At 68.0% G+C, this 24148-nt stretch carries 20 protein-coding genes; 11 read left to right on the top strand and 9 right to left on the bottom strand.

The genetic code is table 11. From position 1 onward, the window contains the following. The first annotated feature begins 51 nt into the window (after positions 1 to 51). The 6 genes from trpC (at position 52) to lexA (ending at position 4532) form a co-directional block, all read left to right on the top strand. The gene (gene trpC, locus WCL10_RS14880; RefSeq protein ID WP_336896448.1) at positions 52 to 840 is read left to right on the top strand and encodes an indole-3-glycerol phosphate synthase TrpC; all 789 of its coding nucleotides are present in this window, start codon (positions 52 to 54) and stop codon (positions 838 to 840) included. Further along, positions 833 to 1216, top strand: coding sequence for a reverse transcriptase-like protein (locus tag WCL10_RS14875; protein ID WP_336896447.1), 384 nt, complete (start codon positions 833 to 835; stop codon positions 1214 to 1216). Before trpC ends, WCL10_RS14875 begins: the two co-directional genes overlap by 8 nt. Then, entirely contained in the window at positions 1213 to 1905 is a 693-nt protein-coding gene (locus WCL10_RS14870) for an aspartate/glutamate racemase family protein (protein WP_336896446.1), read from the top strand. The genes WCL10_RS14875 and WCL10_RS14870 overlap by 4 nt, the downstream gene beginning before the upstream one ends. Positions 1906 to 2079: 174 nt before the next feature. Next, positions 2080 to 2550, top strand: a complete 471-nt coding sequence (gene moaC, locus WCL10_RS14865) for a cyclic pyranopterin monophosphate synthase MoaC (protein WP_336896445.1) — start codon at positions 2080 to 2082, stop codon at positions 2548 to 2550. Further along, a complete protein-coding gene (locus tag WCL10_RS14860; RefSeq protein ID WP_336896444.1) occupies positions 2547 to 3761 on the top strand; it encodes a molybdopterin molybdotransferase MoeA in 1215 nt (404 codons plus the stop codon). The genes moaC and WCL10_RS14860 overlap by 4 nt, the downstream gene beginning before the upstream one ends. A gap of 78 nt (positions 3762 to 3839) precedes the next feature. Then, entirely contained in the window at positions 3840 to 4532 is a 693-nt protein-coding gene (lexA, locus tag WCL10_RS14855) for a transcriptional repressor LexA (protein ID WP_336896443.1), read from the top strand. On the opposite strand, the gene WCL10_RS14850 is transcribed toward lexA, so the two are convergent. Next, positions 4526 to 6760, bottom strand: coding sequence for a ComEC/Rec2 family competence protein (locus WCL10_RS14850; protein WP_336896442.1), 2235 nt, complete (start codon positions 6758 to 6760; stop codon positions 4526 to 4528). The genes lexA and WCL10_RS14850 overlap by 7 nt on opposite strands. A gap of 29 nt (positions 6761 to 6789) precedes the next feature. Here WCL10_RS14850 and gltX point away from each other — a divergent pair, with 29 nt between their 5' ends. From gltX to WCL10_RS14835, 3 genes are all read left to right on the top strand, one after another. After that, positions 6790 to 8262 carry a glutamate--tRNA ligase gene (gene gltX, locus WCL10_RS14845; protein WP_336896441.1) on the top strand — a complete coding sequence of 491 codons (1473 nt, stop codon included), beginning with the start codon at positions 6790 to 6792 and terminating at the stop codon, positions 8260 to 8262. A gap of 100 nt (positions 8263 to 8362) precedes the next feature. Then, positions 8363 to 9628 carry a citrate synthase gene (locus tag WCL10_RS14840; RefSeq protein WP_336896488.1) on the top strand — a complete coding sequence of 422 codons (1266 nt, stop codon included), beginning with the start codon at positions 8363 to 8365 and terminating at the stop codon, positions 9626 to 9628. A gap of 33 nt (positions 9629 to 9661) precedes the next feature. Further along, on the top strand, positions 9662 to 9853 hold the full coding sequence (locus WCL10_RS14835; protein ID WP_336896440.1) for a hypothetical protein: 192 nt from the start codon (positions 9662 to 9664) through the stop codon (positions 9851 to 9853). A gap of 3 nt (positions 9854 to 9856) precedes the next feature. Here WCL10_RS14835 and WCL10_RS14830 read toward each other — a convergent pair whose 3' ends face one another. The 4 genes from WCL10_RS14830 to WCL10_RS14815 form a co-directional block, all read right to left on the bottom strand. Next, positions 9857 to 11278: a HAMP domain-containing sensor histidine kinase gene (locus tag WCL10_RS14830; protein WP_336896439.1), complete on the bottom strand. Its 1422-nt coding sequence runs from the start codon at positions 11276 to 11278 to the stop codon at positions 9857 to 9859. After that, complete coding sequence (locus WCL10_RS14825; protein WP_336896438.1) at positions 11275 to 12237, bottom strand: hypothetical protein; 963 nt, start codon at positions 12235 to 12237, stop codon at positions 11275 to 11277. Before WCL10_RS14825 ends, WCL10_RS14830 begins: the two co-directional genes overlap by 4 nt. Positions 12238 to 12345: 108 nt before the next feature. Continuing rightward, positions 12346 to 13566, bottom strand: coding sequence for a hypothetical protein (locus tag WCL10_RS14820; RefSeq protein ID WP_336896437.1), 1221 nt, complete (start codon positions 13564 to 13566; stop codon positions 12346 to 12348). An 88-nt stretch (positions 13567 to 13654) separates the two neighbouring features. Then, positions 13655 to 13960, bottom strand: a complete 306-nt coding sequence (locus tag WCL10_RS14815) for an Hpt domain-containing protein (protein WP_336896436.1) — start codon at positions 13958 to 13960, stop codon at positions 13655 to 13657. Positions 13961 to 14031: 71 nt separating this feature from the next. Between WCL10_RS14815 and WCL10_RS14810 the strand changes: the two genes are divergently transcribed. Both WCL10_RS14810 and WCL10_RS14805 read left to right on the top strand, forming a co-directional pair. Then, a complete protein-coding gene (locus WCL10_RS14810) occupies positions 14032 to 16839 on the top strand; it encodes a hypothetical protein (RefSeq protein WP_336896435.1) in 2808 nt (935 codons plus the stop codon). Between the two features lie 73 nt (positions 16840 to 16912). Then, positions 16913 to 17569: a DUF4240 domain-containing protein gene (locus tag WCL10_RS14805; protein WP_336896434.1), complete on the top strand. Its 657-nt coding sequence runs from the start codon at positions 16913 to 16915 to the stop codon at positions 17567 to 17569. Between the two features lie 19 nt (positions 17570 to 17588). Here the strand turns inward: WCL10_RS14805 and WCL10_RS14800 are convergent, their stop codons facing one another. From WCL10_RS14800 to WCL10_RS14785, 4 genes are read right to left on the bottom strand one after another with little or no spacing between them, the layout of a single operon-like run. Next, a complete protein-coding gene (locus tag WCL10_RS14800) occupies positions 17589 to 18080 on the bottom strand; it encodes a GNAT family N-acetyltransferase (RefSeq protein ID WP_336896433.1) in 492 nt (163 codons plus the stop codon). A gap of 50 nt (positions 18081 to 18130) precedes the next feature. Then, positions 18131 to 21904 carry an error-prone DNA polymerase gene (locus WCL10_RS14795; RefSeq protein WP_336896432.1) on the bottom strand — a complete coding sequence of 1258 codons (3774 nt, stop codon included), beginning with the start codon at positions 21902 to 21904 and terminating at the stop codon, positions 18131 to 18133. Then, the gene (locus WCL10_RS14790; RefSeq protein ID WP_336896431.1) at positions 21905 to 23476 is read right to left on the bottom strand and encodes a DUF6504 family protein; all 1572 of its coding nucleotides are present in this window, start codon (positions 23474 to 23476) and stop codon (positions 21905 to 21907) included. Beyond that, entirely contained in the window at positions 23388 to 24140 is a 753-nt protein-coding gene (locus WCL10_RS14785) for a hypothetical protein (protein WP_336896430.1), read from the bottom strand. The genes WCL10_RS14790 and WCL10_RS14785 overlap by 89 nt, the downstream gene beginning before the upstream one ends. Positions 24141 to 24148: the final 8 nt, after the last annotated feature.

The raw sequence follows: 24148 nt of genomic DNA, 5'->3' as shown, positions 1-24148 counted from the left end.
GCGAGAAACCCCTCTTCCTTCTCCGCGCTCTGCCCCCTAAAGCGCGAAGAAATGACCGACACCCTCACCACAATCATGGCCACCAAGCGCGAGGAAGTCGCCGTCCGCAAGGCCGTGTCCACACTGGCCGATCTTGCCGCGCGCTCAAGCGAGCAAACCGCCCCGCGCGGCTTCGAGGCTGCCTTGCGTGCCCGCGCCGAAACCGGTTTCGCCCTCATCGCCGAAATAAAGAAAGCCAGCCCCTCCAAGGGCCTGATCCGCGCCGATTTCGATCCCCCCGCCCATGCCCGCGCCTATGAGGCGGGCGGCGCCACATGTCTCTCGATCCTCACCGACGCGCCTTATTTTCAGGGCCATGAAGACTACCTCGTCGCCGCCCGCGCCGCTTGCGCGCTGCCGGTGCTGCGCAAGGATTTCATGGTCGATCCCTGGCAGTGCGCCGAAGCCCGCGCCATCGGGGCCGATGCCATCCTCATCATCGTCGCCGCGCTGGATGACAGCGAAATGGCCGAGATCGAGGCCGCCGCACGCGAACACGGCATGGACGTTCTCGTCGAAGTCCACAACGAGGCCGAAATGGAACGCGCCGCGCGGCTCCAGTCGCGCCTGATCGGGGTGAACAACCGCGATCTCAAGCGCTTCGTCACCGATCTCGGCACCACCGCCCGCCTCGCCCCGCTCGCGCCCGAGGGCACGCTGCTGGTCGCCGAAAGCGGCATCGGCGGGCACGCAGATGTGCTCACGCTTGCCCAGGCTGGAGCCAAGGCTTTCCTCGTCGGCGAAAGCCTGATGCGCCACGCCGATGTCGCCGCCGCCACCCGCGCACTGCTGAATGGCTGAACGACCACTCAAGCTGTTCTTCGACGGCGGCTGCCGCCCCAATCCCGGCCTTATGGAAACCGCCGTCGCGACGCGCGGGAAAGTCTGGCATCGCCCCGCCATAGGCCACGGCACCAATGACGAAGCCGAATGGCATGCCCTGCTCGATGCGCTCGACGTCGCTACCGACCTCGGCGCGGCCGACATCGTCCTCCTCGGCGATTCCGCGCTGGTCGTCGCGCAGGCCGGCGGCTCGCTGAAGCCCGGCGCCGCCTTCGCCCCTTTCCTCGCGCGCTACCGCGACCTCAGCGCCCGGTTTACCCGCGTGCGAATCCGCCGCATACCGCGCACGCAAAATCTCGCCGGAATCGCCCTCTCAAGGACTTGGCCCCGATGAAGACCCTCGGCCTGATCGGCGGGATGAGCTGGGAAAGCTCTGCCGAATACTACCGCCTTATCAATCAGGGCGTGCGGGAAAGGCTCGGCCCCAAGGCCTCCGCGCGGCTTGTGCTGTGGTCGTTCGATTTTGCCGAGATTGCGGAATTGCAGACCGCCGGTGATTGGCCCGCGCTCGATGCCCTGATGGTGGACGCCGCCCGCCGCCTCGAATCCGCGGGCGCCGAAGCCCTCCTGATCTGCACCAATTCCGTGCACAAGTCCGCACCCGCTATCGAGGCCGCAACCTCGCTGCCGCTGCTCCATATTGTCGATCCCTCCGCCAAGGCGCTCAAGGCGGATGGCCATGCAAAGGTCGGCCTCCTCGGAACTGCCTTCACCATGGAACAGGCCTTTTACCGTGACCGACTGGAGCAGCAGCACGGCCTTGAAGTCCTGATCCCTGATGCGGATGACCGCGCCGATGTCCACCGCGTGATCTACGAGGAGCTCGTCGCAGGCCGGATCGAACCCGCCTCGCGCGAAGTCTATCGCGGCGTCATTGCCCGCCTTGCCGCGCGCGGCGCTACGGCGATCATCCTCGGCTGCACTGAAATCATGCTGCTGGTGAGGCCGGAGGACAGCCCCGTCCCGCTCTACGATACGACCCGCCTGCACGCCGAAGCCGCCGTAGCGCTCGCCCTAGGCTGAGCCCGGACGCTATCACCATTGCCATCTGTCCTACAGCGTTCCCTTGTGGCATCACCGCCGCATGAAACCGCGCTTTTCCCTTGTCCTGAAGCCCCTTGGCCGGCCTACCGGGCCCGCCCCCGAGTTTTTGCCCAGGACTGTGTCAACCGTGTCAACCTGTTGGACTTGCCGCACATGAGCGGGCTCACCCACCTCGATGCACAAGGCCGCGCGCGCATGGTCGATGTCGGCGGCAAGGCGGAGACGCAGCGCGTGGCCGTCGCACTGGGCCGGATCCGCATGAACGCGGCGACGCTCGCCGCCTTGCGCGATGGCAAGACGCCCAAGGGCGATGTCCTCGCCGTCGCCCGGATCGCCGGGATCATGGCGGCCAAGCGCACCGCGGAACTCATCCCGCTCTGCCACCCTCTCGCGCTTGATGCGGTCAGCGTCGAGTTCGCCTTCGTGGACGACGGCGTCGAGGCCCGCGCCACCGCCTCGCTCACCGGGCGCACCGGGGTCGAGATGGAAGCACTTACCGCCGTCTCGGTCGCGCTGCTCACCGTCTACGACATGGCCAAGGCAATCGACAAAGGCATGGTGATCGAAGGCGTCCGCCTCATCGAAAAGCGCGGCGGAAAATCGGGCGACTGGCGCGCCCCGTGACCGAAGTGACCCCGACGCCGCAGCGCCCCAACCCGCCTCTCCCGCTGGAGGAGGCACAGCGCCGCCTCATGGCGCTTGCGCCCGAACTGCCGATCGAGGACCGCGCCACCGCCGAATGCCTCGGGCTGTATCTGGCTGCGCCGCTGAGTGCCCTGCGCACCCAGCCTGCCGCCGATGTCTCGGCAATGGACGGCTACGCCCTGCGCATCGCCGATCTTCCGGGTCCATGGCAGGTGATTGGCGAGAGCGCGGCCGGGAGGCCCTTTGCCGGAACCGTCGGGCCCGGGGAGGCCGCGCGCATCAGCACCGGCGCGCTGGTGCCGGCGGGCGCGGACATGGTCCTGATCCAGGAAGACGCCGCGCGCGAGGGCCAAGCGCTCACGCTCACCGGCACCCCGCCGGTTCCGCCCGCGCGCCACATCCGCCCCGCCGGCATGGATTTCCGCAACGGTGATACGCTGATGGCCCCCGGGACGAAGATCGGCGCCGCACAGATCGCCCTAGCGCTGACCGCAGGCCATGCTCGCCTCCCGGTGCGCCGCCCGGTCGAACTCGCCGTGATCGACGGCGGCGACGAGCTTGCGGCCCCCGGCGCCGAACTCGCCGCGCATCAGTTGCCCGCCAGCAACAGCGCGATGCTTGCAGCGCTCGCCGCGCAGCATCCTGTGCGCATTACCCGCATCGGCCCGGTGCCTGATCGGCTCGAGGCGCTTATGGCCGCGTTCGAGGCTGCGCGCGGGGCCGATCTCATCGTCACCAGCGGCGGTGCATCGGTCGGCGACCATGATCTCGTGCGCCCCGCACTCGCTGAACTTGGCGCAGACCTTGCCTTCTGGCGCGTTGCGATCAAGCCGGGCAAGCCGCTGCTTGTCGCCCGGCGCGGATCGCAAGTCATCCTTGGCCTGCCGGGCAATCCCGCTGCCGCTTTTGTCACGGGCTTCCTGTTCCTGCTGCCCCTGATCCGCGCCGCGCTCGGCGCCGAGGCTCCGATGCCGCGCCCCATACCCGCCGTGCTGGGCGAAGACATGCCGGCGGGCGGCAGCCGCATGGAATTCCTGCGCGCGGTCTGGGATGGCGGCACGGTCACGCTCGATGGCCTTCAGGATTCGGGCGCGCTCTCATCGCTCGCCCGCGCCAATGCGCTGGTGGTGCGCCCTGCCCATGCCCCCGCAGCCTCGGCCGGACAGTCTGTTCCGGTATACCTGCTGTAAATGCACGGAATTGCTTGACGGGTATAATTTCGTTGCTTATTCGTTCCGCATTCGTTCACCAAACGGGAGTGCGCTCGGATGCTCACGCGCAAGCAGCATGAATTGCTGACCTTCATCCAGACCCGCCTTGAAGATTCAGGCATTTCCCCCTCGTTCGAGGAAATGAAGGAAGCGCTGGACCTCAAGTCCAAGTCCGGCGTGCACCGGCTGATCTCGGCGCTGGAAGAGCGCGGCTTTATCCGCCGACTGCCCAACCGCGCGCGCGCGCTCGAAGTGATCCGCGAAAGCGATGCGGGCGGAGCCAAGCCCACGCAGCGCGCGGCTGCCAGCGCGCCAAGCACGCTTGCCCCGCTGCGCAGCCAGGCCCCTGCGCGCTCGGCGGCAAACGACGTGATCGAGATCCCCTTGCACGGCCGGATCGCTGCGGGCGTGCCGATCGAGGCACTGGAAGGCACCTCCACCCTGCCCGTCCCCGCCGCGCTGCTCGGCTCGGGTGAGCACTATGCGCTGGAGGTCTCGGGCGACTCGATGGTCGAGGCCGGCATTCTCGACGGCGACTACGCCCTCGTGCGCCGCACTGATACCGCGCGCGACGGCGAGATTGTCGTAGCGCTGGTGCGCGGCGAGGAAGCGACGCTCAAGTATCTGCGGCGCGAGAAGGGCATGGTGCGGCTCGATCCGGCCAACGCGGCCTATGATCCGCAGTACTACCAGCCGCACGAAGTCCAGGTTCAGGGCAAGCTTGCGGGGCTGCTGCGCCGCTATCACTGAGTGAATGCGGGGTCCGGCACTCGGGTTGAGGCCGGGGTCGGACCTGCCTGCCGGGTACGGGGCGCATAGGGCGGCGGGCGGCGGAACCAGCCGTGCTCGCCCTGCGTTTCGGCCACCGTGCGCACCCGGCCAGACACGAGATCGATGGCGAGCCCGCCTGTCTGACCCAGCAGTGCGCGATCGGCCTTGAGCAGGCGCGGTTTGCAGGCGGCAGGCAGGCGGCGATCAGCAATCACGATGTCAGCCCGCGCGCAGGCGCTGGCCAGTACCGGGATTGCCACAAGATCACGCCCGCGCGCCATCAGCAGTTCGAACCGCCGCCCGCCCCGCACAAGCGATATCGCACAGAAGTCCTGATTGCACCGCGCGCCCGGCCAGTCCTCAAGCGCCACCGCATCGCCGGTCATCCCGGCGTTCTCCAGCAGCGCCGTGCGGGTAAAGCTTTCCTCCCGTACCGCCCGCAGCACGAGCAGATCGGGCCGTTCCCCGGTGATCCCGACATGGTGCCCATCACCGGAAACCAGCACATCGGGCGTGCGTGTCAGCAGCAGCGCGAGCATGCCCAGCGCAATCGGCGCGAAGGCCCACAGCCGCACCCGGCCGCTCCACAGGGCCAGCCAGAGCAGCCCACCTACAAACAGCGCGAACGTGCCCGCGCCCATGCCCGGCATCATTGTCACCGCGCCCGGTTGCGCGGCTACTGCATGGGCGAGCCACAGCAGCAATTCGAGCGACTTGCCCACCGCCCACCACGCCGGCGCGCCGAGCCCGAACAGGTCGAGCGCAAGCCCCAGCGCGATCAGCGGCATCGTCAGCACGGTCGTCAGCGGGATCGCGATCACGTTGGCCGCCGCGCCGTATATGCCCGCGCGGTGGAAGTGGAACAGGCTGATCGGCATGAGCGAGAGTTCGATGACGATGCCGGTCAGCAGCAGCATTGCCAGATGCCGCCCCAGCCGCGTGAGCCGCCCCTCATGGCTTTGCGAGAGAAACGCCTTGGCCGGTGCCGAGGTACTGAACGCGACGATGGCGATCACCGAGGCAAAGCTCATCTGGAAGCTGGGCCCCAGCACACCCTCAGGCCAGAGCAGCATCACGAAAAGCGCTGCGGTGGCTAGCAGGCGCAGCGACAATGGATCGCGCCCCAGCGCCAGCGCCGTCAGCACCAGAAGCGAGCCCGCGACCGAGCGCACTGTCGGCACTTCGGCCCCCGTCAACACGGTGTAGAACACGCCTACCCCTGCCCCGACGCCGGCCGCAAGCAGCGGCAGGCGCACCCGCAGCGCGATGAACGGGATCAGCGCAAGCAGCCGGATCGTCAGGAAATAGGCGCCGGCAATCACCGCACTCACATGGAGGCCGCTGATCGAGAGCAGGTGCGTGAGGCCCGCGTCGCGCATGGCTTCCTCGTCGTCCTGCGCAATCGCGCCGCGGTCGCCGCTCGCGAAGGCCGCCGCGATCGTTCCTGGCGATCCCGAAAGCCGGGCTCGGACATGGTCGGCAAGGCGTTGCTGCCACTGCCGCAGCGACCAGCCCTCCTGCGCCGGCGTGACCAGCCTGACGGGGCCGACGGTATTGCCCGTTGCGGCCAGCCCCTGGAACCAGGCAGCGCGGGCAAAATCATAGGAGCCCGGGAGCATCGGCGGTGCGGGCGGCATGAGCCGCGCGCGCAGGCGAACCTCGGCGCCTTCGACAAGGCCGGGTTGATCGGCGGCGTCGGGCAGGTTGAGGCGGACCAGCAGCGGCTTTGCATGACCTTCGACTTGCGCGCGGATCAACAAGCGCACCCGGTCGCGCGCGCCTTCGACCTGCCGGTCGAGCAGTCGGCCCTGCAAGGTGACCACTTCGGGCCGCGCAATGCCGGGTTCGCCGACCAGTGCGGACTTGATCCAGATCGCCAGGCAGCCTGCCGCCAGCATCAGAGACATGCCGATCAGCGCGGCGCGCAAGTGGCCCAGTTCACCCTCGACATCGATGAGCAGGCCGCCCGCCCCCGCCGCACCGCACAATGCCAGAAAGCCTGCCCATTGCCACGGCCCCGGCAGCACTGCCCAACAAGCGATTCCAATGCCGAAGCCCACCGCCAGCCAGGGTCCGCGCTCGAACGGACGCCCTGCCAGGAACGCTTCCATGGTGCGGTGCATGCTGGACAAGGAGACGAGTTTGTCCCAGAGGCGTGTCCGCCAGGTTGCGGGTTCGCCAAGGGGTTGGGCCACAGTCGGCAGCATGGCAGGAATTAGGAAGGATAGCGCCGAGGATGGCAAGCGCGAGTGACACCGTTTCCGCTGGATCAGGCGCGGGCACCGCTGCCGTGACGGGCCGCGTTGTCACCAGGTTCGCACCCTCGCCCACCGGCTACCTGCATATCGGCGGCGCGCGCACCGCGCTCTTCAACTGGCTTTTCGCGCGCCATCATGGCGGAACCTACTTGCTGCGCATCGAGGATACCGACCGCGCGCGCTCGACCGAGCCTGCCATCGAAGCGATCTTCGACGGGCTGAACTGGCTCGGCCTTGGCGGCGACGAGGAACCGGTGTTCCAGTTTGCCCGCTCGGCCCGCCATGCCGAGGTGGCGCACAAGCTGCTTGACGCCGGAAACGCCTATCGCTGCTACCTCACGCAGGAAGAACTCGCTGCCCGCCGCGCCGCCGCGCAGGCCGAGCGGCGGCCCTTCCGCATCGAAAGCGAATGGCGCGATGCCGAACCGGGGAGCTGGCCCGAGGGCGAGCCTTATGTGGTGCGGATAAAGGCCCCGCGTGAGGGTGCAACGACGATCGACGATCTCGTGCAGGGCCCGATCACCGTCCAGAACGTCGAGATCGACGACTACGTGGTCCTGCGGAGCGACGGCACGCCGACCTATATGCTAGCCGTTGTCGTCGATGACCACGACATGGGCGTCACCCACGTGATCCGCGGCGATGACCACATCAACAATGCCTTTCGCCAACTGGTCGTGATCCGCGCGATGCAGGCCGTCGAAGGTTCAGGCTGGGACGATCCCGCCTATGCCCATATCCCGCTGATCCACGGGGCGGACGGAGCGAAGCTTTCCAAGCGCCACGGGGCGCTGGGTGTGGATGCCTATCGTGACGAGCTGGGGCTGTTGCCCGAGGCGGTGTTCAACTATCTCCTGCGCCTCGGATGGGGCCACGGCGATGCCGAGATCATCAGCCGCGAACAGGCGGTAGAGTGGTTCGAGATCGGCGATGTCGGCAAGGGCGCGGCGCGCTTCGACATCAAGAAACTGCAGAATTTCAACGGACACTATATCCGCGAGTCGGACGATGGGCGGCTTGCCACGCTTGTGGCGAAGCGCATCGACGGACTCGATGCCGCAGGCCTTGCGCTCCTCACCGAAGCGATGCCGGTGCTCAAGGTGCGGGCCGCCGATCTCAACGAACTTGCCGCCGGAGCGGCCTTCCTTTTTGCGGCGCGCCCGCTGGCGCTCGACGAGAAAGCCGCCGGATTGCTGACCGAAGATGCGCGCGCCTTGCTGGGGGCGATCTCGGCGCGGCTGGCGGGTGAGGAATGGGCCGCCGCCCAGCTTGAAGCCGCGCTCAAGGCCATGGCAGAGCAGCGGGGCCTGGGCCTCGGCAAGCTGGCGCAGCCCTTGCGCGCGGCGCTGACCGGCACGACTACCTCACCGGGCATTTTCGACGTACTTGTGCTTCTTGGCCGAGACGAGTCGCTTGCCCGGATCAACGACCAGGCGGGACCGGCCGCGTGATGCAACTTTCCGGGCCTCGGCCCGAACCCAAGTCAGCCGGCCACGAGCCGCAATTCGATGCGCAAACAGGAGGTAGAGCGTGAGCGACAACCAGGCGACCTTGAGTGATGGCACCAAGACCACCACGATGCCAATCAAGAGCGGCACGATCGGTCCCGATGTCATCGACATCCGCAAGCTCTATGCCGAGACCGGCAAGTTCACCTACGATCCGGGCTTCACCAGCACGGCAAGCTGCGACAGCGCGCTGACCTATATCGATGGCGATGAGGGCGTGCTGCTCCACCGCGGCTACCCGATCGGCCAGCTCGCGGAGCATTCGAGCTTCATGGAAGTGAGCTACCTGATGCTCAACGGCGAGTTGCCTTCAGCCGAAGAGCTGGCGCAGTTCACCTACACGATCACTCGGCATACCATGGTCCACGAACAGCTCTCGGTGTTCTACCGCGGGTTCCGCCGCGACGCGCACCCGATGGCGATCATGTGCGGCGTGGTCGGCGCGCTCTCGGCGTTCTACCATGACTCGACCGACATTTCCGATCCCGAGCAGCGCAAGATCAGCGCCCACCGCCTGATCGCCAAGATGCCCACGATCGCGGCGATGGCCTACAAGTATTCGGTCGGCCAGCCTTTCGTCTATCCGCGCAATGACCTCTCCTACACCGGCAACTTCCTGCGCATGACCTTCGCGGTGCCGGCCGAGGAATACGAGGTGAACCCGATCGTCGAGCGCGCACTCGACCGCATCTTCATCCTTCATGCCGATCACGAGCAGAACGCCTCGACCTCGACCGTGCGTCTGGCCGGCTCCTCCGGCGCCAATCCCTTCGCGTGCATCGCGGCGGGCATCGCCTGCCTGTGGGGCCCGGCGCATGGCGGCGCCAACGAAGCCGCGCTCAACATGCTCAAGGAAATCGGCACGCCCGACCGGATCCCGCACTACATCGAGCGCGCCAAGGACAAGAACGATCCGTTCCGCCTGATGGGCTTCGGCCACCGCGTCTACAAGAACTACGACCCGCGCGCGACCGTGATGCAGCAGACGGTGCGCGAGGTGTTCTCCTCGCTCAAGGTCACCGATCCGCTGTTCGAGACCGCGCTGCGGCTCGAGGAACTGGCGCTCAGCGACCCGTACTTCATCGAGAAGAAGCTGTTCCCGAACGTCGACTTCTATTCGGGCATCATTCTCTCGGCGATCGGTTTCCCGACCGCGATGTTCACCGCGCTCTTTGCCCTTGCCCGCACGGTCGGCTGGGTGGCGCAGTGGAACGAAATGATCAGCGATCCCGGCCAGAAGATCGGCCGTCCGCGGCAGCTCTACACCGGGCCGGTGCAGCGCGATTACGTTCCCGTCAGCGAACGCTGAGGCTTCGGGGCGGCGAAACGAAGGGACTAAAGCATGACCTTGATCCTGCGTGTGCTCGGTATCGCCGCTCTTGCCATGGGCCTCCTGTGGATGGGCCAGGGGGCCGGCCTCATCATGTGGCCGGCTTCCAGCTTCATGCTCGAACAGCGGGTGTGGATCCTCTGGGGCGGTGTGCTCGCGAGTGCGGGCGCGGGTCTGCTGGTGCTGGCGCAGCGCCGCAGGTAAGCCTCAGTCGGCCCGCGGTGCCGCGCTGCTCTGCGGAAGGCTTAGCTCGAAGCGCGCGCCCTCGCCCGGCGCGCTCGTGACCACAAGATCGCCGCCCATCGCCCGCGCTAGATGGCGCGAAATATAGAGCCCGAGCCCGGTGCCGCCATCGCCGCTGCGGCCGAGGCGCTCGAACTTGTCGAACACCCGCGCGGCCTGCTCCTCGGTCAACCCCTGCCCCTCATCGCGCACCGCGATCCATGCGCCGTGTTCGCGTTCGCCGGCTTCCAGCGTGACCGCCGAGCCTTCCGGGCTGTAGCGGATGGCATTGGTGAGCAGGTTGAGCAGCACTTGCAGGACCCGACGGAACTCGCCGATTGCAGGAACGCGAACAGTCGAATCCGGGGTCTTGAGCACGATGCCGCGTTCCTGCGCACGCACCGAAAGGATGCCCGCCGCGCGGCGCGCGCAGTCGGCAAGATCGATCTGGTCGGGCGCAGGCGCAAAGCCGGGAGCCTCGACCGCCTCGAGATCGGCCAAGTCCTCGATCAGGCTCATGAGGTGGCGCCCAGCCTCGGCAATGTCCTTGGCATAGCCGGCGTACTCATCCGCCAGCGGCCCGGCCAGCCGGGTGCGGATGGTTTCGGCATTGGCGATGATGCGGGTGATCGGCTGGCGCAAGGCGGGCGCGAGATCGCGGCCGAGCAGGCGGTTCCAGCCCTGTTCGGGGCTGGCGGGCTCCGCGCCTGCGCCTTGCGTATCGTCCGGCGCCTCGGGCAGCGCCTCGATGGTCTCGGGGATGGCGAGCAGCTCGAAGCCGCCTTGCATGCGCGGCAGGATCCGGGCGCGCCAGGTCCTCGCCGACCCGGCAACGGTGAACGGCGCATCGTCGAGCAGCTGCCAATGGAGCGGGCCCTGCCGGGCGGTCATATGATCGCTGACCCGCTCGACCGTGACGAAATCGGTCCAGAAGCGGCCGCGCCCCGCATCAAGCGCGGCGGCAAGGCCGGCAAGATCGGCGGCGCGCACCTCGGCGGCGATCACCCGCTGCGCCTCGTCCAGCAGGATCTCGGCTTCAGCAAGTTGGCGCAGCAACCCCTCGGGTGGCGGGCTCTCCGCCAGGGGTTCCTCGGCCTGGCGCCAGCGGCTAAGCTCGATCGCGGTGCCCTCGCCTGCGGGGGCGACGACTGCCCATGCCGAGACCGGGCGCCCCTCATCCACTGAATGGATCGTGCGTGATGCGGCCTGGCGCGTCCGGCGCACGCGGCGCACCAGCGCCAACAGGGCGGGCACAGCGATGGGGCCCGGCACCGCGCCCCCGCAACGCCGCTGGAGCCCGGCCAGCGGTTCGTCTGCCGCCAGCAGCCTGTCCGCGCCGTCGCTATGTGCGCGGATCACCCCGATCCGCCCGGCTGCGGACGGCCCCTGCCCTTGCATCGCGCTCATGGCGCTGCGGCCGTATCTGCGAGCAGCGCGGCGGCCTCGCCGGGGCCGATATCCCCGATTGCCTCGGGGACACGGGCATCGGGGTGAAACGCCAGAACGCGCGCAGTGATGGCGTCCCCCGCAAGGCCGCAGGCGCGCAAGGAAAGCGCCAGGCGCGGCATCTGGGTATCGACTGTCGCCATGATCGCCGCTTCGCGGGTCTGGCCCGATCCGCGCGCCAACGCAGTAACGAACAGCGCAATGCCGGAAGAATCGAGATCGAGCGCCGCGTCCGGTTGATCGCCCATTGCATCGAGCACGCGCCGCAGCTGGCCGAGCCGACCGCGCGCCTCGTCGATGCGGCCGCGCACGCTGCGCTCGGCGATCAGAGCGTAGGCATCGGCATTCCCGTCAGCGCCGACATGAGCACGCATGGTGACAAGCGCGATATGGACAAGGTCCCCCGGCAGTTCGGCCAGCGGCAGCTGCATACGCCGCTGGTTCTGGCAGAAGCGCGCCTGCGCCGCGAGCAGGGTCATCGCGCCTGCCGAGACCTGCGGATCGGGCTCTCCCATCCGCGCCTGCAGCAGCGGTGGCAGCACCGGATCAAGCGCGCGGCTCTGGGCCAGTCGTTCGGTCCATTGCCATTCAAGCGCAAGGGTATGAAAATGCTCGAGGAATGCCGGACTGTCGGCAAGGACATGGGCCAGCTCGTCCGCCGCCCGGTGCGCCCAGGCCTCGGGCTCGGCATGGCCGGCCGCCTCGGCCAGCGCGATAACCAGCTGACGCGCCACATCGAGGAACATGCCGCGCACCCGCGCCACGATTTCGTCGCTGAAGATGGAATTGACGTCGCTGCGCAGCAGATGCCGCAGAATCGGGACGACATTGGCCACCGAGCCGCGCGCGGCGGCAAGCTCTTCGGCCAGCAGCGCGGCGTTTGCGCGTGCCGCGGCGCCGGAAGGTGCGAGGTTGGCCATGGGAAGAAGCTTAGCCCGGAACTGGTTAATTCGCGGTTAGACGGCAGGCTCGCCGCAAGGTGCAACCCGGGCCTTGCGATGCAGGCCAGCGCATGGCGCGCCGCGCATTCATGCCGGCTTGCCCGGACCCGGCAGGCCTGCGGCCCCGGCATCCCCGCGCCGCCCCAGCACAAGGCCGACGACGATCAGCGATACCACCAGTACGCGCAGCACAAAATCGAACGGCAGCAGCACGCTTGTCACCGCGAGCAGCGCGCCCACCACGAACCGGTCGTTGAGCCAGAACGTCCAAGGTTCCTCCGGCTGCAGGCGCCGCAACAGCCGCACAAGCAGGAGCAGCACCACCGGCGGGAACCAGGCAATGCCCCAGGGCACGCCGGTCACGGCCGGAATCTCGCTGCGCCAGGCGCACAAGGTGATTAACATGCAATCGAGGGCCGCCTCGGCCAGCACATCGAACGAGGCACCGCCGGACCAGGCCAGCAGCGAATCGCGCTCCACCCGCGCCAGCAGCCCCGCTACCTGCAGCACGAGCCAGGCAAGCGCGAGCATGGCAAAGCCCGCCGCGCTCCATCCGAACCAGCCCGCACCCGCGCCGAGCAGCGCAGTGATCGCCGCAGCCAGCGCGATCACATAGGGCCGCGTTCCGGCATGAAGGAGCGCCGGACCGAGCAGGCGTACGACGCCGGCGGCGATCCACAGCCCCGGCGAACGGACAAGCGCGCTCGCGGTGTGCAGCCGCACCCAGCCAGGCTCGGCCCGATGCGCCTCGGCCTCGTCACGGATAAGGCGCCAGCGTCCTTGATCGAGCAACACCGCAGGCAGTTCGCGCTGCACCACCCGCGCCTGCGACGCGATCCGCAGCAGCGCCGAGCCCGGGTTCCAGTCACCCGGCAGATCGCCCAGCGCGGCGATCATCTTGCCCGGCAGCAGCATGGCCCCGGCTCCAGCGCTGTTGATATCGATCCGCTCGAAACCGAGCGGCAAGCCCGCCTCTACCGGAAGCGTGAGGATCACCGGCCAGTCGCCCAGCAGGCGCAGCGCATCCTCCGGCATGGCCAGCAGCCCCTCGGTCAGCACGAGCAGTTCGTCCTCGGCCGCTACCAGCGGTGCGAGCGCACGCGCCGAGGCGATCACGTGGAAGCGCGCGCCGCCCGCTTCGGCCGCGTGCTGGAGTGCAACGAGATCGCCGGTCAGCGTTTCGGCCAGCACTACGATGCGCGAACACCCCAGCGCCATGGCAAGACCCAGCTGGTGGCGCAGGATCGAGCGGCCGCCAATCGGCAGCAGGCCGCGAAGACCCTGCGGCTCGCCAACAACGGCGTCCATCAACGACAACAATGCGACCCGCAAGGCGGCAATCTCCTTTTGCCCCATGCTAGGCGCAGGCGCGCGCGCTGCCAAGCTTGGCCGCGTCTCAGTCGGTGGGTTCGATCGAATCCAACGCACTGGCAATGCGGCGCAGGATCGCAGGTTCGCCCGGCACGCCTGCCAGAGCCTCGTCGGCCAGAGCAATGAGGTCGTCGGCGTGGAACGTCGCGGCGAGGCTTTTGAGCCGCAGCGCCGCCATTTCCCAGTTCCCGTCGCAGCGCGCCCGGCCCAGCAGATCGAGCTGGCGCCGCGCACTCTCCACGAAAGCGGCGCGCAGTTCGCGGAAAAGCGCGGGGTCATCGCCGGTAGCCGCGGCCAGATGGGCATCGATCGCATCGCCAAGGTAAGCCATATGCGGACAAATAACCATTATGGGTTAAGCTGCCTTTAAGCGGCGGGCCGACCTGTGGTAAGCACCGGATTATGTCAGGGGGCAGAAAGATCATCGCCATAGAAGGCGGCATTGAAGACGGCGTGTCCGGCGCGGCCAAAGTGCTGGTGGGCAAGCGCCTCGCCGACGAGCCCGCACCCGTGGAAGCCGAACCCGGCTTGGCTATTCCTTTGCCCGCCACAGGCAGCAACGGTACCGCCGAAAGCGGTTGGCCAATCCCCCCGGATCCCGAAGATATCGCCTCAGCCTGGGTTGATAGCGACGACCAAGCCTCTGAATTTGCCCGAGATTGGCTGGGCATTGCGCTTTCCGGCCTGATCATTGCCGGGTGGACGGCGGCGTTCGTCATCGCCAATCGCGCTGTTTTTGCGGGCGCGCAGCCGCTTGCCGTATGGACCGGACTGATCTCCAGCTGGTCGGGTCCGGTGCTGGTCGTGCTCGTCGCGCTTCTCGTCGGGCGCCGCAACAGCCGGCGCGAGGCGGCGCGGTTTGGCGATGCCGCACGGCTGCTCAGCCTCGAATCGGAGCGGCTCGAACGCCGCCTCGTCGCAGTCAACACCGAACTGTCGCTCGCGCGCGAATTCATCGCGGCGCAGGGCCGCGATCTGGAATCGCTCGGGCGCATCGCGGTCGAGCGGATCGGCGGGAGCGCGGGCCATCTCAAGGCACTGATCGCGGACAATGGCGCCGAAGTGGAACGCATCGGCACCGTTTCCGACCATGCGCTTGAAAACATGGAGAAGCTGCGCGGCCAGCTGCCGGTCATCGCCAATGCCGCAAAGGACGTGACCAACACGATCGCCATGGCCGGCCGCACCGCGCACACACAGCTGGAGGATCTCGTCGTCGGCTTCCAGCGGCTCAACGAGTTCGGCCTCGCCAGTGAACGGCAGGTCGGCACGGTGCGCGAGCGGGTCGAAGATGCGATGGCCCAGTTCAGCAATGCCGCTGCGCACATTGCCACGATCAGCGAGGCCCGCTTTGCCGCGCTGGCCGAGGGCACCGAAGCGCATCGCCAGCAGCTCGACCAGGAGGAGATCGCCGCGCTCGCCGCGATCCGCGCACGCTCCGAAACGCTTGGCGAGGAACTGGCTCGTCAACGTGAGGCGATTATCGCGATCGAGGAAGATACCGTGGCCGCACTGGGCGCACGATTTGCCGCGATGCGCGCGGAAACCGGCGCCTTCAGCCGTGCGCTGGGCAGTGCCGAAGAGGCCTCGCTGCAGCAGTTCACGCAGCGTTCGCAAGACCAGTTGGCAGCGGTGCGCGAAGCAATCGAAGCGCTGGGCAGCGATCACGAAGCGCTGATTTCTGCCTCGCGCGAGCGGCTCGCCGCATTCGAGGCAAGCGCGGCCGATCTCGCCCGCCGCCTCGCCGAAGATGCCGCCGCGCTGGACGAGCAGCTTTCCGGGCGCAGGGCCAACCTCGAAGTGGCGGCCGCCGAACAACGTGCGGCTCTGGGCCAGAGCCTGGGCGAACTCGACACTGCAATCAGCGAGCGCCGCGCCGCCATGGCCAGTGCCGGAGCTGAAGCAGCGGAAGCCCTCGCGCGCAAGCTGGCCGATCTCGATCAAGCGATCGAGGCGCAGCGCCAGCGCCAGCTCGAGGAAGCACAGACGCTCGGTCGGCAATGCGATGCCGTGGCCGAACGGGTCGCGGCCTTCACCGCCACGCTGCACGCATCGAGCGGGCAGAGCGACGCGACGGCCACTGCTGTCGACCGCGCGCTGACTGCGCTCAACCAGCGCCTTGTCGACATGCGTGAGGCATTGTTCGGAACCGACGGCCAGATTGAAACGCTGACCGAATCGGCATTCCGCCTGCTCGAGTTGATCCAGGCCGGCGGCGAACATGCCGGCACGGCGCTCCCCGCTGCGCTGAGCAGCGCCGAGGCCGGGCTTGGCAGATTCGAAAACCGGGTCGAGGGCCTGCGCGGCGCATTGGGCGAAGCAGGCGATACCGGCCGCGCGCTCTCACAAAGCGTGGAAAGCGCGCGCGACGATCTCAAGGCAGCCATGTCGGAAATGTCGCGCCTGCAAAAGAGCTTCCTCGGCCAGGCGACGGAGCAGGAAGCCCGGCTTGGCGAGCTGCGCACGCTGCTCACGGCCGCGCGCCAGGAAAGCGAGGCACTGTCACAGGATATCGACGGACGCCTTTCGGGCGCGATCACAGAACTGGCCGATGCCGCCGGCCGCATGGGAGAAAACCTGCGCGAGGGCGCAACGCGCGAGATCGAGGCGCTGGCGGGCAAGCTGGGCGACGAAGGCAATGCCGCGATCATGCGCGTGCTGCAGGGCCGCGGGGCCGAGCTCATCGCCCGGCTTGAGGACGCGATCGACAGCGCCGCCTCGGCCAGCCGCGAGACCGCGATTCAGATGCGCGACCAGCTTGCCAAGGTGGATGAACTGGCCGGCAATCTCGAAAGCCGCGTCGCCCGTGCCCGCGAGCGCGCCGAAGAACAAGTCGACAATGATTTCGCGCGCCGGACCGCCTTGATCACCGAATCGCTGAATTCAACCTCGATCGATATTGCCAAAGTGCTTTCGGCCGACGTTTCGGAAACCGCTTGGGCCTCATATCTGCGCGGCGACCGCGGCATTTTCACCCGCCGCGCGGTCAGCCTGCTCGACAACGCCGAAGTGCGGGTGGTGCAGCAGCATTACGAGACCGACAGCGAGTTCCGCAGCCATGTGAACCGCTACATCCACGATTTCGAGGCGATGCTGCGCCAGCTGCTTTCAACGCGCGACGGCCATGCGCTGGGCGTCACGCTGCTCTCGTCCGACATGGGCAAGCTCTACGTCGCCCTCGCGCAGGGAATCGAGCGGCTGCGGACCTGAGCGAAGCCTTGGCGCTGCAAATGCCAGACGAGCGCCGCCTTGCGCATGGGCGGATTGATCCGGGGAGCGCCGCATGAACGGCTTGTCGTTTGTCCGGCTCGTGATCGTGGCGGCGGCGATGCCTGGGCTCCAGGTGCTTGCGGGCGGAATGGCCCAAGCACAGACAAGCAGCCCGCAATCCATCCCATCCACTGACAATGCGGACCGTCTCAAGGAGCGCGATTTCTGGGCCCTGATCGACCATTCGGCGACGCTTGGGGCTGACCCGGACGCGCAACTGGCCGATCTTCGTGCAGGCCTTGACCGGCTTCCGGCCAACAGGATTGCCGATTTCGAGCGGATCTTCGACGCGACAATGCGCCGTTCCTATTCGTGGGACCTGTGGGGCGCGGCGTTCGTGGCCAGTGGCGGGGTGTCGGATGACGGCTTCGAGTATTTTCGCTGCTGGCTGATTTCCCGGGGCCGCAAGACCTTCGAGGCGGTGCTGGCCGATCCGGACAAGCTGGCAGATATCATCCCCCCCGGTTTGTCAGGCGACGTTTCGTTCGAGGAATTCGCCTATGCCGCGCGCGAGGCATGGGCCGCCAAGACCGGCCAGGACTGGAACAACATGCCGGTCATCGCTGCCATGGCCTATGACACCAAGCCCAGCGGCGTGCAGTTCAGCGAAGAGCCGGCCGATCTGGCCAGGCGCTACCCGAAGCTGTGGGCCAGGTTCGGTAGCGAATAGAATGGCTTGAAGCTTGGCCCTAAAGCCGCTTCCACATCAGCGCTTCGTCCAGGTGGTTCGCATCGTCCCGCCGCACTGCGTCAGGCTCGATCGCATAGAGCACATAACCGTGGCGTTCGTAGACGCGGCGGGCTCGTGCGTTGTCGGCCATGAGGGTGAGTTGCAACTGGCGCAGGCCTAGATCTCGGGCTGCGGTTTCCAGTTGATCCAGAATGCGCACCGCTGCCCCGGTGCCGCGCGCGGCAGGCAAGGCATACATGCCCCAGACGAGGCCCTTGTGATCGAGCTTGCGTCCAGCAAGGCGGGTCAGACCGCCCACTGCGATCCAGTCGTCGCCTTGGACTACGGCATAGACATGATCGCGGGCCAGTCGCTCGCGCCAGGCGGCAAGGCCAATGGCAGCGTCATCCTCGGCAGCGCCGCGAAAGTTCAGCGCCTCGGCGTCAAACATCGCCTTCCGCAGCGCCAAAAAGCGCTCGGCGTCTTCGGGTCCCAATCTCACGATATCCATGCGCGAAGCCGCTAGCCCCGCTGCACGGCGCAATTGTGGCGGGCGTGCCTTCAGTGGAAATCGCGCGACTTGGGGATCACCCGCACGTTGCGGGGATGGCCGCGCGCAGGGGGCGGCATGCGGCCGGGGATGGGGCGGTTCACTTCATCCGCGCGCGCCATCGCGGGCTGCAGCGGATCGTCCGAAAGCCGCGCCAGCCCATCGCTCGCATCGGTGAGGTGCGCTGCGATCACGTGGATCACCTCGTCGTCGTATTCCACGCGCCCGCGCACTTCCATCAGCCGCGCGCCCATCACCACACTGCGCTGCTTCTCCTTGAGATCGGGCCAGATCACGAGGTTGATCACGCCCGTCTCGTCTTCCAGCGTGATGAAGCACACGCCCTTCGCGCTGCCCGGCTGCTGGCGCACCAGCACCACGCCCGCGACGCGGACCATCGAGCGCACCTTCCGCTCCCTCAGGTCCGCCGCGCGCACAAAGCCGCGCTCGGCCAGATCGGCGCGCAGGAAGACCATCGGATGCGCCTTCAGCGAAAGGCGCTGGGTCTGGTAATCGGCGACGACTTCCTCGGAAAGCGGCATGATCGGCAGGCGGGTGCGCGCCCGCTCCTCCCCCTCCTCACGTGCGTCCGCGGCGGCGAAGAGCGGCAGCGCATTCGCGGCAATGAGGCTGCGCGCATCCCACAGCGCCTGCCGCCGGGGCAGCCCCATCGAACCGAAGGCATCGGCCGCCGCGAGCCGCTCGATCATCGCCGGCGAAAGCCCGGCGCGCGTTTTCAGCGCGGCGACATCGGCGAATTGCCAGCCAGCCTCGCGCGCGGAAACGAGCGCGGCGGCGACGTGTTCGGGCAGGCCATCGATCTGGCGCAGGCCGAGGCGGAGCGCGAATTGGGGTTCACGCGGAGACGCGGAGGCGCGGAGAGGAGAAGAAGGGTTTCTCGCAGAGAGCGCAGAGGAAGCAGAGATCGCAAAGATGTCCTGTGCGCCGCAGGCGGATATCCTGTCCGAAACCGCGTACGATAAGGAAGCGGCTTCGCCGCCATGCGCGACATCTCTGCGGCCTCCGCTTCCTCTGCGCTCTCTGCGCGAACCAACTTCTTCTTCCCTCCGCGCCTCCGCGTCTCCGCGTGAAATCTCCTCCAAAGTGCAGTCCCACATCGAATGGTTCACATCCGCCGGCAGCACGACCACGCCGTGCTCCGCCGCATCGCGCACGATCTGCGCAGGCGCATAGAAGCCCATCGGCTGCGAATTGAGCAGGCCGCAGGCAAACGCCGCCGGATAGTGGCACTTGAGCCAACTGGAGACATAGACGAGGTGCGCGAAGCTGGCCGCGTGGCTTTCGGGAAAGCCGTATTCGCCAAAACCCCGGATCTGATTGAAGCAACGCTGCGCGAAATCGCGGTCATAGCCGCGCGCGGTCATGCGCTCGACCATCATGTCCTGCAGTTCGTCGACCATGCCGCGACTACGGAAGGTGGCCATGGCCTTGCGCAGCCGGTTCGCTTCCGCGCCGGTGAACTTGGCCGCATCAAGCGCGATCTTCATCGCCTGTTCCTGAAAGATCGGCACGCCGAGCGTGCGCCCGAGGATCGAGGTCAGCTCGTCCGGCGGGCCGAAGGCTGGGCCCGGTGCGGGAATGATCACCGCCTCCTCGCCCCGCCGCCGCCTCAGGTACGGATGGACCATATCGCCCTGGATCGGCCCCGGTCGCACGATCGCCACCTGGATGACGAGATCGTAGAATTCGCGCGGGCGCAGGCGCGGCAGCATGTTCATCTGCGCTCGGCTCTCGACCTGGAACACGCCCAGCGAATCGCCCTTGCGCAGCATGGCGTAGGTTTCCGGGTCCTCACGCGGCACCGTCGCGAGCGTCAGGTCGCGGCCATGGTGCGCATCGAGGAGATCGAGGCACTTGCGGATGCAGGTGAGCATGCCGAGCGCCAGCACATCGACCTTGAGAATGCCCAGTGCGTCGATATCGTCCTTGTCCCATTCGATGAAACTGCGATCCGCCATGGCGCCATTGCCGATCGGCACGGTCTCGGTCAGCGGGCCCTGGGTGAGGATAAAACCGCCGACATGCTGCGAGAGATGGCGCGGCATGCCAATCATTTGTTCTGTAAGTTTCAGAACTCGCCTGAGATGTGGATCAGTCAGATCGAGCCCGGCTTGCGCCACATTCCTCTCGGCAATCTCGCTCCCCCAGCCGCCCCAGACGGTGCGTGCGAGGACGGCGGTCACGTCTTCCGACAGCCCCATGGCCTTGCCCACCTCGCGGATCGCCATGCGTGGGCGGTAGTGGATCACCGTCGCGCAAAGTCCGGCGCGCTGGCGGCCATAGCGGCGATAGATGTACTGGATCACTTCCTCGCGCCGCTCGTGCTCGAAATCGACGTCGATATCGGGCGGTTCCTTGCGCTCCTCGGAAATGAACCGATCAAACAGCAGCGCGTGACGCGCCGGATCGACTGCGGTGATCTCGAGGCAATAGCACACCGCCGAATTGGCCGCCGAGCCGCGCCCCTGGCACAAGATCGGCGGATCCTGATTGCGCGCAAAATCAACGATATCCTTGATGGTCAGGAAGTAGGTTGCGAGGTTTAGCCGGCCGATCAGCGCCAGCTCGCGCGTCAGCGTATCGCGCACGCTGCCGGGCACGCCGGAAGGATAGCGCCCCGCCGCGCCGGCCCAGGTCAGCTCCTCCAGCCAGTCTTGCGGAGTGCGGCCCTCGGGGCAGATTTCCTCGGGGTATTCATAGCGCAGTTCATCGAGGCCGAACTGGCAGGCATCGGCAAGATCGCGCGCGGCGGTGACGGCATGAGGCCAGCGCTCGAACAGACGGACCATCTCGGCGGGGGACTTGAGGTGCCGCTCGGCATTGGGGTGAAGCAAGTGCCCGGCGCGCGCCACGGTGGTCTTGTGGCGGATCGCGGTCATCACGTCCTGCAAGGGTCGCCGCGCCGCCTCGTGATAGAGCACGTCGTTGGTGGCGAGGAGGCCGAGGCCATGCGCCCTGGCGAGTGCATCAAGCGCGCTGATCCGGGCGATGTCGTCGCCGCTGTAGAGATAGCTGGCGGCGAGGTGGCGCAGGGTGGGCAGCCTGTAGGCAAGATGGGGGATAAGCGCGGGAAAAGGGAGGGATATTCTGTGGCGACTTCCCCCCTCCCGCTCATCCTGAGCTTGTCGAAGGACGGAGGGGTTGTCCCTTCTTCCCCCCTCCCGCTCGCGGGAGGGGTCGGGGGTGGGCTGTTCGGGCGCCGCGCTTGCTGCCTGCCCACCCCTAACCCCTCCCGCGAGCGGGAGGGGGACTACATTGCTCTCCATTTCGACGGTAAAGCGCGCGTCCAGATCGCGCGGAGGGAGCAGCACGAGGTGGACGCCCTCGGCATGCGCCGCCAGCAGCGCGAGGTCGATCTCGCACACCCCCTTGGCCTGCCATTCCCCATCGAGCCGCGCCATCCGGCCGGCGGAAATCAGGCGGCACAGGCGGCCATAGGCGGCGCGGTTTGCCGGATAGGCCAGGAAAGCGAGGCCCTCGACGGTCTCGATCCGGCAGCCGATCACAGGCCTCAGTCCAAGCGCCTTGGCCTCGCCATGGATGCGCACCACGCCGGCCATCGAATTGGCATCCGCCACGCCCATGGCATCATAGCCGAGCCGGTGCGCGGCGAGGACGAGATCGACCGGGTCCGACGCGCCGCGCAGAAACGAGAAGCAGGTCGCGAGGCCGAGTTCGACGAACGGCGCGCGGGGGGGCGGTGCTGCGCCCTCCTCTTCGGGCGCGACATGCCGCCGCGCGGGGGTGAGCGGCGCGTCAGGCACTTACGCGCAAAGCCCCTGCAGGAACCATTCGGGCGCGCCGCCGCGGCCGTCACCGGCAAGGCCGTGGCGGTAGATCCAGTAGCGGCGGCCGGTGCTGTCCTCGATGCGGTAGTAGTCGCGCAGCCGTACGGTGCCGCGTTCGCGCCACCATTCGGGCGCGATGCGCTCGGGCCCCTCGGCGCGCGCGATCTCGTGCACGGCGCCCCGCCAGCGAAACAGGCGGGGGAGTCCGTCGGGCGCTTCGTAGATCACCGCGATGGGTTCAGGCCGGTCGAGCAGCTTCAAGGGCCGCTCGTGGAAGGCGAAATCTTCCTGGAGGCCTGGCAGCGGATCGAGCGCGGGGGCCCAGCGCTGCGCGCGTTCGGGCAAGTGGCTGGCGCGCGGCACGGGGCGGCGCACGGCCTCTGCGCCGAGCCGCACCGTCAACCGGTCGATGCAGGCGGCGAGGCTGGTGCCGCGCGCTTCGGCGGCGGCTTCGAGTTCGGCCTGCCCCATGACCAAGGGCTCGGTCCATGGCGCGCCGAGACGCACCAGTTCGATGCCGAAGCCGGCGTCGAGATCATCGAGCCGCGCGGCAAACAAGCGGCAGACATGCAAGGGATCGCGCGCCGCCGCCGCCATTTCCAGCCGCCGCACGAGCACTTCGCCATCGACCTTCCACAAGGCGAGCTCAAGCCGCCGCGCGCCCTGTCTCAGCCCCTCGAGCAGCCGCGCCATGTCTGCCGCCAGATCGGCGACCACGCGGTCGAGCAAGGGGCGGTGGCGGATCGGCTCGGCAAGGCGGCGCTGGACCATGGGCTGCTCGGTGCCGATGACCGGCAGCAAGGGTTCGGGCACGCGGCCGAGCAGTTGGTCGAGCCGCACCAGCGGATTGGCGCCGGGCGAGCGGCGGTTGCGGAAGCGCCGGGCCAGCGCCTCGCGTCCGATACCGGCAAGATCCTCCAGTCGCTTGAGACCCAAGCGGCGCAGGAGGAGCAGGACATCGTCATCGAGCCGCAGCGCCGCAACCGGCAGCGCGGCGAGACGGTCCATCAGGTCGTCGCCTTCCAGGATCGCGCCCTGGGGTCCGAAATGGGCGAGCGCCCAGGCTGCGCCCGCCGTCGGCGCGATCGCCGCGCGCGCGGCAAGGCCCCGGCGCCGCAACTGCGCGCGCGCGTCCGCCAGCAGCATGGCCTCACCCCCGAACAGGTGCGCGGTGCCGGTGGTATCGACAATGAGGCCATCGGGCGCATCGAGCGCAGACCAAGGCCCCCAGCGCTGCGCCCAGAGCGCGAGGCGCTCGAGGAACGCGAGGTCACCCGCCGGATCGGCAGGGCGCACGGCAAGCGCCGGGCAGAGCGTGCGCGCATCCGCCAGCATCACCCCCGTGCGCACGCCTTGCGCCGCGCCCGCAGCGTTGACTGCGGCGATGCGCGGGCCGTGCGCGGTTTCGGCGATCAGCGCGAGCGGAGCGGCATCGGCGCCTGCGCCCCTCGCGCAGCCTTCAGCCAGCCGCCAGCGATCGAGCGCCAGGTCCGCGCACCAGATCGCCATGATCCGGCGCTGTGGTAGCGGCGAGAGCATTGCCGTCATCGCGCAAGGTCCAGTATCCGGGTTGAAAGGTGTGGGCGCGGAACAGTTCGGCCGACCAGCTGGCCCGGCCCGGCGCCTGCGGGTTCCAGCGCGGCGGCGGCGATGGCGCGGCGGCGGCGCGCCAGCGCATGCGGGCCGAGCCCAGATTGGTGCGTGCATCGAGCCGTACCAGCCACAGCGCGGTGCCGTGCTTTTCCGCCGCAAGACTGAGCCGGCGCGAGGCGGTGAAATCCAGCGCACGCGGATTGCCCGCGATTTCTCCGATGACGAAAGCGAGGTCGCGGCAGCGCAGCCCTTCCTCCAGCGCGAAAAGCGCGTCCTCCGGCGTCATGGCGGCGACGTGGATCAGGCGGTGGCGCAAATGCGGCGGGAGCCCCGGGCGATAGGGCCGGCCCGAAAGCCTGAGCGCTGCCTTGTCTTGCACCCAGAGCCAGGGGCGCTGGTCATCCTCATCGGCCTGCAGGGCATCGCGCGCGAGGGCCAGCGCGAGCCCTGCCCCGCTCGCTTCCCCGGCAGGCGCGAAGACTTCGGCATGGCGGCAGCCGGTGGCAAGCCCCGGCCGCCAGCGCGCGGCGCGGGCCGTGGTGACAAGGCCCCGCCGCAATCCGGCAGGTAGCGGCGGGGATAGGACATGGACGGGGGAAAGAGCTTCGATTCGGTTCATGTTCCTAT

This window comes from Novosphingobium sp. (genome assembly GCF_037133355.1).
In the GTDB taxonomy this organism is placed as follows: Bacteria; Pseudomonadota; Alphaproteobacteria; order Sphingomonadales; family Sphingomonadaceae; genus Novosphingobium.
This window is presented reverse-complemented; position numbering and strand designations above follow the sequence as displayed.

Coding starts and splice junctions, on each gene's coding strand:
- trpC (WP_336896448.1), top strand. CDS start 52: ATGACCGACACCCTCACCACAATCATGGCCACCAAGCGCGAGGAAGTC.
- WCL10_RS14875 (WP_336896447.1), top strand. CDS start 833: ATGGCTGAACGACCACTCAAGCTGTTCTTCGACGGCGGCTGCCGCCCC.
- WCL10_RS14870 (WP_336896446.1), top strand. CDS start 1,213: ATGAAGACCCTCGGCCTGATCGGCGGGATGAGCTGGGAAAGCTCTGCC.
- moaC (WP_336896445.1), top strand. CDS start 2,080: ATGAGCGGGCTCACCCACCTCGATGCACAAGGCCGCGCGCGCATGGTC.
- lexA (WP_336896443.1), top strand. CDS start 3,840: ATGCTCACGCGCAAGCAGCATGAATTGCTGACCTTCATCCAGACCCGC.
- WCL10_RS14850 (WP_336896442.1), bottom strand. CDS start 6,760: ATGCTGCCGACTGTGGCCCAACCCCTTGGCGAACCCGCAACCTGGCGG.
- gltX (WP_336896441.1), top strand. CDS start 6,790: ATGGCAAGCGCGAGTGACACCGTTTCCGCTGGATCAGGCGCGGGCACC.
- WCL10_RS14835 (WP_336896440.1), top strand. CDS start 9,662: ATGACCTTGATCCTGCGTGTGCTCGGTATCGCCGCTCTTGCCATGGGC.
- WCL10_RS14830 (WP_336896439.1), bottom strand. CDS start 11,278: ATGAGCGCGATGCAAGGGCAGGGGCCGTCCGCAGCCGGGCGGATCGGG.
- WCL10_RS14825 (WP_336896438.1), bottom strand. CDS start 12,237: ATGGCCAACCTCGCACCTTCCGGCGCCGCGGCACGCGCAAACGCCGCG.
- WCL10_RS14820 (WP_336896437.1), bottom strand. CDS start 13,566: ATGGACGCCGTTGTTGGCGAGCCGCAGGGTCTTCGCGGCCTGCTGCCG.
- WCL10_RS14815 (WP_336896436.1), bottom strand. CDS start 13,960: ATGGCTTACCTTGGCGATGCGATCGATGCCCATCTGGCCGCGGCTACC.
- WCL10_RS14810 (WP_336896435.1), top strand. CDS start 14,032: ATGTCAGGGGGCAGAAAGATCATCGCCATAGAAGGCGGCATTGAAGAC.
- WCL10_RS14805 (WP_336896434.1), top strand. CDS start 16,913: ATGAACGGCTTGTCGTTTGTCCGGCTCGTGATCGTGGCGGCGGCGATG.
- WCL10_RS14800 (WP_336896433.1), bottom strand. CDS start 18,080: ATGGATATCGTGAGATTGGGACCCGAAGACGCCGAGCGCTTTTTGGCG.
- WCL10_RS14790 (WP_336896431.1), bottom strand. CDS start 23,476: ATGACGGCAATGCTCTCGCCGCTACCACAGCGCCGGATCATGGCGATC.
- WCL10_RS14785 (WP_336896430.1), bottom strand. CDS start 24,140: ATGAACCGAATCGAAGCTCTTTCCCCCGTCCATGTCCTATCCCCGCCG.